Raw genomic sequence first — 7,478 nt, 5'->3', positions numbered from 1 at the left:
AACATAAGCTGTGAAAAGCAAAAACAAGCTACATAAAAATTTGGTTTCGATACCACAAATTTTTATCCGATTCATCCCCTCTTGAATCAAAGATTACAAAAGGGGGATTCTCGGAAATTATGCTAAACAATCAAATATCGATTTTACCAGAATCCTTTTCTTCCTTCCGGCATTACCGTTGACCAATTTGTTTTCGCTACAGCCAATTGTTGTTCCGTAATTTTCGCCCCCGTCAAATTTGCGCCGCAAAGATTAGCTTTATTCAAATTCGCCTGACTAAAATTAGCATGACTGAGATCGGCACCGCGCAGATCCGCTTCTTCGAGATCGGCACCGGAAAAATAAGCCCTCACCAAATTAGCATTGCGTAAATTCGCTTTGACCAAACTAGACTTGCCAAAATCTGCCTTCACCAAAATTGCTTTTTGGAGATTGGTTCGTCGTAATTTCGACTCGTGAAAAATACCTCCCGACAAATCTGCTTCCGACAAATCAAGTTGACTTAAATTCTGTTGGGCAAAATCGCGCCGTCCCTTCACATAACCATCGAGAACCGTTTTTTCATCTAATCTCACCACTTTGCGTTTTTTGGCCGGCCGCCCCGCCGTATTCATAATATCCCCCGAATCCGGCAATTGCGACCCGCGACCAGATAACCCAGCACCTCCCATACCTGGACTATAGGAACTGTATCCCCCCATTCCTGCGCCTCCTCGCTTGTTGCGATCGCGTCTTCGGCGCAATTGTTCTGCTAATTTTTGCGATGCTGAAACGGGCTTAGAACGACCGGAGGTACTATCCCCTGAATTCGCATTTCTGCCTGAATTAGAGAGATTAGTACTCCCTTGATTTGACTGATTTGGTGTAATTAATCCTTGTTGTAATTGATCTTCATAAGCCTCTAACTCCATCGCCCGCAAAACTTCATCAGCAGTTTTATAACGATGGCGGACGGAAACTTCCAACATTTTTTGCAAAACCTTGGCAAATTTGTCGGAAATATCCATCTCCTTGCGCCATTCCATCTCCCCAGTTTTTTGATTGTAATCTAACTCTTTGGGAGATTTTCCGGTTAATAAATAAATACAAGTTACACCTAACGCATAAACATCACTGGAATACACCGGACGCAGTGCCATTTGTTCGGGAGGGGCAAACCCTGGGGTCCCGATCGCAAAAGAAGTCAAGGCCGTTTGATCGGAAGTATTCGCCGCCGCTTGGGGATTAACTTTATTTTTAACCGCGCCAAAATCAATTAAAACTATCTTTTTATCTTGCTCTCGTCGAATTAAATTAGCAGGTTTGATATCGCGATGAATCACTTCTTGGGAGTGAATATACTGAATCATCGGCAGAATTTCACTCAAAAATTGCCTTGCCCCTGCTTCACTAAGAGGTCCATTTTTCTTGATTTCCTGTTGGAGATTATTCCCCTTAACATATTCCTGTACGAGATAAAAATACTTATTGTATTCAAAATAATCTAATAGCCGAGGAACTTGAGGATGATTGCCAATTTTCCCCAAAGTTTCAGCTTCTCGTTCAAACAATTCTTTCGCCATCTGAAAAACTTGCGGATCGTCTGTCGAAGGGCGTAATTGCTTGATCACACAAGGAGGATTGCCAGGCAATGACATATCAATGGCGAGAAATGTCATCCCAAATCCACCTTGGCCGAGGGATTTGATGCCCTTGTAGCGATCGCGCATTAATATTTTCGCGCCGCAACTTTGGCAGACCTCGGTTTTATCGGGATTTTTGGGAGAAGAACAGGAAGGATTGAGACAATAACTCATTCAGCGTCATCGATGTAACGTTGGTTGGAAACAAGAACTTCAAGGGAATCTGAAACAAGAACTTTAGAGATAATGCTCTCTAAACAGGGGGTCTAGCCCCTCATGCAAACAGCCGATAAGATACTCATAATTTTGTGTTTGAAGAATAGAGCGTTCCTCCTCTTACCTAGGATATCTTAATTTTCCTCGATATTTCTATTGACAATGGAGGTTTAACGAGATCGTTCTCCGTTCGATTCAAGATGTGTTACAAACAGTATAATTTTTTGATTAAATTTCATTGAGAGAAAAGAAATCCTAGGACTATTAAGACTTACGCATTTACCCACTAGCAGGCAAGATGACCGTAGAACCATCACGATAGAAGGGTAATGGGAGCATCTTACTCCCAAACTGCATTAAGTCTTGAGATTAGACAAAAATGCTTTTTTCTGTTGTTCTTTCTGCTGTTCCCTAAAAAGTCCCGTTCCCTGTAGGATAAAAAAAATGCAGATTTAAGGAAAAACGACGATTCAATGCAAATTTCTGTTAAATGGCTGCGGGAATTAGTGGATATTGAACTGCCTGTTGAAAAACTGGCAGAAATATTGACGATCGCGGGGTTTGAGGTTGAAGATATTGAGGATCGCCGTCAATGGGCGGATGGCGTGGTGGTGGGGAAGGTACTGGACTGTCAGCGCCATCCCAATGCCGATAAATTAAGTGTCTGCGAGGTGGATATCGGGGGGGATAATGCCTCCACGATTGTTTGCGGTGCAAATAATGTTAAAGCTGGGATTTTCGTGGCGGTTGCCCCTCCGAAGACCTATCTGCCGATTATTGACTTGAAGTTAAAAGCGGCAAAATTGCGCGGCATCAAGTCTTTTGGCATGATTTGCTCTTTGAAGGAATTGGGATTGGAGAAAGAATCGGAGGGAATTCACATTTTTACGGAACCCGATTTAGAGGTGGGTAGCGATGTGCGTCCCCTGTTGGGTTTGGATGATGTCATTTTGGATTTAACTTCGACGGCCAATCGCGCTGATGCTTTGAGTATGGTGGGAGTGGCGCGAGAGGTGACGGCCTTGACTGGAGGGGCGTTACATTTGCCGACAGTTGCCGAAGTTGAGTTCGAGAAAGGAACGGGTTTAACGATCGCGGTGGAAGAGTCTCGGGGTTGTCCTGTTTATATCGGGACGGCGATCGCCGGGGTCAAAATTGCTCCTTCTCCCGATTGGTTGCAATCTCGTTTAAAGGCGGCGGGAGTGCGCCCGATTAATAATGTGGTGGATATCACGAATTTAATCTTGTTGGAGTGGGGACAACCTTTACACGCTTTCGATCGCGATCGCCTGGAAGCTGTTGCGGGAGAGAAAGATTTAACCATTAGTGTCCGTTTGGCTCAGAAAAAGGAGGCGATCGCCACGTTAGACGGACAGAAACGCCAATTACGTCCAGAAAATTTCCTGATTACTGCCAATGATATTCCGGTGGCTTTAGCTGGGGTAATGGGAGGAGAAGAAACAGAGGTACATGAGGGGACAACCAATATTTTATTAGAGGCGGCTTTATTCGATCCCGTGTTTATTCGCCGTTCCGCCCGATGTCAGGGTTTGCGGACAGAAGCCTCGGCGCGTTACGAACGGGGAGTTAATCAAGCAGAACTGGATATTGCTTGTCAGCGCGCGATCGCGCTGATTTTGGAGTTAGCAGGGGGAACAGTAACCCAGCAGGGACGCGATGACAATCGCAGCGATCGCGCTTCCTGGTCTAGAAGGATCGAATTGCGTTTGAGTCGCATTCGAGAGGTTCTCGGTCAGGTAAAAACAGAAGCGGGAGGGGCGATCGATATTGCCTCCGATGATGTAGAACGCATTCTCACTGCCCTTGGCTGCATTTTGGAGAAGGGCGAGACTTCCGTTTGGGTGGTGACGGTTCCCCCCTACCGCTATCGAGATTTAGAGCGGGAAATTGACTTAATTGAGGAAGTAGCAAGGCTGTATGGGTACGATCGCTTCTGCGAAACTCTCCCCAGTCAAACGGCACCGGGGGGCATTCCTGCCAAAAATCAAGCCAGAAATTTAGTGAGAGAAACCTTGCGTGGTATTGGTTTAACAGAACTGGTGCATTATTCCCTCGTAAAACCAGAACTCTCGGAAGTTCCGATTGCGAATCCTTTGTTGAGTGAATATTCTGCCCTGCGAAAAGAGTTACTCGATGAGTTCGTTAATGCTTACGAATACAACTTTACCCGAGGCAACGGGGCATTAAATGCGTTTGAGTTGGGGCGCATTTTCTATCGTGATGAAGAGGGACGATCTCTGGAAACTGAGGCGATCGCAGGCATTTTAAGCGGCGATCGCTTCCCCCAAGGACAATGGACGACGGGAGGTAAAGGTTCTCCCCTGACGTGGTATGAAGCCAAGGGACTATTAGAAGCGGCTTTTGAGCGTTTAGGGGTGCAGGTTGACTATCAAGCCAGTACCGAGGATAAACGCTTGCATCCGGGGCGCACAGCTTCCTTATGGCTTGCTGGGAAGCGTTTGGGCATTTTCGGGCAACTCCATCCTCAATTGCGGCGCGATCGCGATCTCCCTGATGAAATTTATCTGTTCCAATTGGATGCGGTACTTTTGTTCGAGGCGATCGACATTGAGACGCAAATTAAGTTTACAGCTTTCTCCCCTTATCCCTCGGTAGAACTGGATTTAGCCTTTTTTGCCCCCATCGATCTCCCTGTGGCTGAGTTGGAGAAAACCATGCAGGAAACCGGGAAAGATTTGTTAGTGAAAGTCGAATTGTTCGATCGCTATCTCGGTAAAAATGTCCCAGAAGGACAGCACAGTTTAGCCTTTAGTTTAGCTTATCGTGCCGGCGATCGCACTTTAACTGACGCTGAAATCGAACCGATTCATCAAAAAGTTCGGGAAGCACTAACGGAGAAATTTGAGGTAACATTACGCTCTTAAATACAATCACCTGAAACTCCGTAGGGACGTTAAATTTAACGTCCCTACGGAGAAATTGCAAGTTGCAAAAATTGAGCGGTTGCGATTCCTCAGCTATTCAATTTAAGTAATGACCGTAGGGCGATCGCGTCCGGTTAATGCCTTGATTTTTGCGACTTCATCGGCTAAAACAATCAAATCTGCAAGGGCTTCTTGAGGATCGCGATCGTGTTGACTAGAATCGGGTTCATAGCGCTCTAAATAGACCCGTAAAGTGGCTCCCTTTGTCCCCGTCCCCGAGAGGCGGAAAACGATGCGAGAACCATCGGTAAAGCCGATCCGAATACCTTGTTTGTTGCTAATACTGCCATCAACCGGATCGGTATAACTAAAATCATCAGCATACTCCACTTCATAAGCACCAAGTTTTGTCCCTTTCATCCCCCCCACAGCCGATCGCAGATTTTCCATTAATTGTGTTGCAGGCTTTGTTTCTACTGCTTCATAATCGTGACGAGAATAGAAATTTCGTCCGTAGGTTTGCCAATGTTCTTGTACAATTTGTTCAACAGATTTACCCGTCACGGCGAGAATATTTAACCAGAAAATAACCGCCCAAAGTCCATCTTTTTCGCGAATATGATTGGAACCGGTGCCGAAACTTTCTTCACCGCACAAAGTGGCTTTATCTGCATCTAATAAATTACCAAAGAATTTCCAACCCGTCGGGGTTTCGTAACAGCCAATGCCTAATTTAGCAGCAACCCGGTCTACTGCGGCACTGGTGGGCATCGATCGCGCTACTCCCGATAAGCCATTCTTATAACCGGGGACAAGGTGAGCATTTGCCGTGAGAATTGCTAAACTATCGCTTGGGGTAACAAAGAAATTGCGCCCTAAAATCATATTGCGATCGCCGTCTCCATCGGAAGCGGCACCAAAATCTGGGGCATTATCCCCAAAGAGAATATCGACCAATTCTTTCGCATAAACAAGGTTAGGATCCGGGTGTCCTTGACCGAAATCTTCTAAAGGAATCCCATTAATTACCGTGCCTTCTGATGCCCCTAAATGCCGCTCAAAAATGGCTTTGGCATAAGGACCCGTCACCGCGTGCATAGAGTCGATACAGAGCTTAAAACCCTTGTCTGCAATCAATTGGTGAATATAATCGAAGTCAAACAAAGACTGCATCAACTCGACATAGGCCACAACAGAATCAATTACCTCAACTTCCATTGTTCCCAATTTAAAGGAGCCAATGCGATCGATGTTCACATCTGCGGCTTCGAGGATTTTGTATTCTGAAATTGTTTTGCTGCGATCGAAAATAGCTTCTGTGACTTTTTCTGGAGCAGGTCCGCCGTTACCAATGTTATATTTTATGCCAAAGTCACCATCAGGACCGCCGGGGTTATGACTGGCAGAGAGGACGATCCCCCCAAAGGTTTCATACTTGCGAATAATGCAGGACGTTGCAGGAGTGGAGAGGATACCCCCTTGACCCACTAATATTTTACCAATGCCATTTGCAGCAGCCATTTTCAGGATAGTTTGAATGGCTTGGCGATTGTAATAGCGTCCGTCTCCCCCAAGGGCAAGAGTTTGCCCTTCGCAGCCTTCTAAGCTATCAAAAATGGATTGAACGAAGTTTTCGAGGTAATGGGGCTTTTGGAAGTCGATAACGGACTTTCTCAGTCCGGAGGTGCCGGGTTTTTGGTCGTCAAAAGGGGTTGTTGTTACCGTGCGTAGATTCATGAATTCAATCTGAGCATTTCAAGATTATCTTAATATTTTGTTGTTCATTGTTAGTTAAGAAAAAGGTTAAGAAAAAGTATCGGGATCGATTCCCATTTGTCGGAGGCGATCGCGCATTGCTTGCAATTTACTTCGTTCCACTTCTAATTCTACCTGTATTTGTTGGCGATCGCGTTCTGAGCGATCGGCTCTTTGTTTTTGTAACTCCTTCTCCTCTCTTTCGCGATCGGCTCTTTGTTTTTGCAACTCCTTCTCCTCTCTTTCGCGATCGCGCTGTTCGACTATCTCAACATAATCAACAAATCTTTCCCCATTGGGATAAAATAATGCTAATTCTCCCTCTATCGTACTAAACTTTATTCCTAAACGCGGGCTTTCCCAGCCCTCCATTTGCGAAATAACTTTTAATTTCTTCCCTTTTCTCAACCATCCTTGCAAGCGATTCTTCTTCGGATCGTACAAATAATACTCTTCAATTCCATGTTGTTGATAAAAATCGAATTTTGTCTCCATCTCTTTTTTCCTGTTCCCAGGAGATAGGATTTCAAATGCAACTTGTGGGGCGATATTTTCCTCTTCCCATTGCCTATAAGACCCTCTATCTCCTTTCGGTCTTCCCAATACTACCATCACATCTGGTGCTTGTTTTTGCGGTTCCTCTTGCTCTAAGATTTGTTGTTTCGTCAGTTTGACGGGATACCATAACAAATCTGCGGCCACAAACACATCCTCTCGATCTTTAAAAAGAGAGTCCAGACCCCCTTTTATGGTGAAAATTAAGCGTAATTGAATCGTATTGTCAGCCAAAGGTTTACCGTCACTGTCAGGATAGAGAAGGTCGTCGTCAATCGATGGGGGAGAAAGTTGTTGTACCATTGCCTCAAAAGAGAAAAAGGTCGATACTTTGTTTTATTCTACTATCAATATTCGCTATCGTCACGGCGATCGCTTTTCTCTACTCTATTCAAGAGTATCAAGATCGATGTTGAGTTGTTGA

The 7,478-nt window shown here is 45.1% G+C and carries 4 protein-coding genes; 1 reads left to right on the top strand and 3 read right to left on the bottom strand.

The features are described from left to right. Positions 1 to 143: 143 nt before the first annotated feature. Positions 144 to 1,796, bottom strand: coding sequence for a serine/threonine-protein kinase (locus tag VB714_RS20245; protein WP_323226491.1), 1,653 nt, complete (start codon positions 1,794 to 1,796; stop codon positions 144 to 146). Between the two features lie 515 nt (positions 1,797 to 2,311). On the opposite strand from VB714_RS20245, the gene pheT reads away from it, so the two are divergent. Further along, positions 2,312 to 4,744, top strand: coding sequence for a phenylalanine--tRNA ligase subunit beta (gene pheT, locus VB714_RS20240; RefSeq protein ID WP_323226490.1), 2,433 nt, complete (start codon positions 2,312 to 2,314; stop codon positions 4,742 to 4,744). A gap of 102 nt (positions 4,745 to 4,846) precedes the next feature. On the opposite strand, the gene VB714_RS20235 is transcribed toward pheT, so the two are convergent. Together VB714_RS20235 and VB714_RS20230 are read right to left on the bottom strand one after the other, a co-directional pair. Further along, the gene (locus VB714_RS20235) at positions 4,847 to 6,481 is read right to left on the bottom strand and encodes an alpha-D-glucose phosphate-specific phosphoglucomutase (RefSeq protein ID WP_323226489.1); all 1,635 of its coding nucleotides are present in this window, start codon (positions 6,479 to 6,481) and stop codon (positions 4,847 to 4,849) included. A 66-nt stretch (positions 6,482 to 6,547) separates the two neighbouring features. Further along, positions 6,548 to 7,357 carry a Uma2 family endonuclease gene (locus VB714_RS20230; protein ID WP_323226488.1) on the bottom strand — a complete coding sequence of 270 codons (810 nt, stop codon included), beginning with the start codon at positions 7,355 to 7,357 and terminating at the stop codon, positions 6,548 to 6,550. Between the last annotated feature and the right edge of the window lie 121 nt (positions 7,358 to 7,478).

The sequence above is a fragment of the Spirulina sp. 06S082 genome, from assembly GCF_034932145.1.
GTDB lineage: Bacteria > Cyanobacteriota > Cyanobacteriia > Cyanobacteriales > Spirulinaceae > CCY15215.
This window is presented reverse-complemented; position numbering and strand designations above follow the sequence as displayed.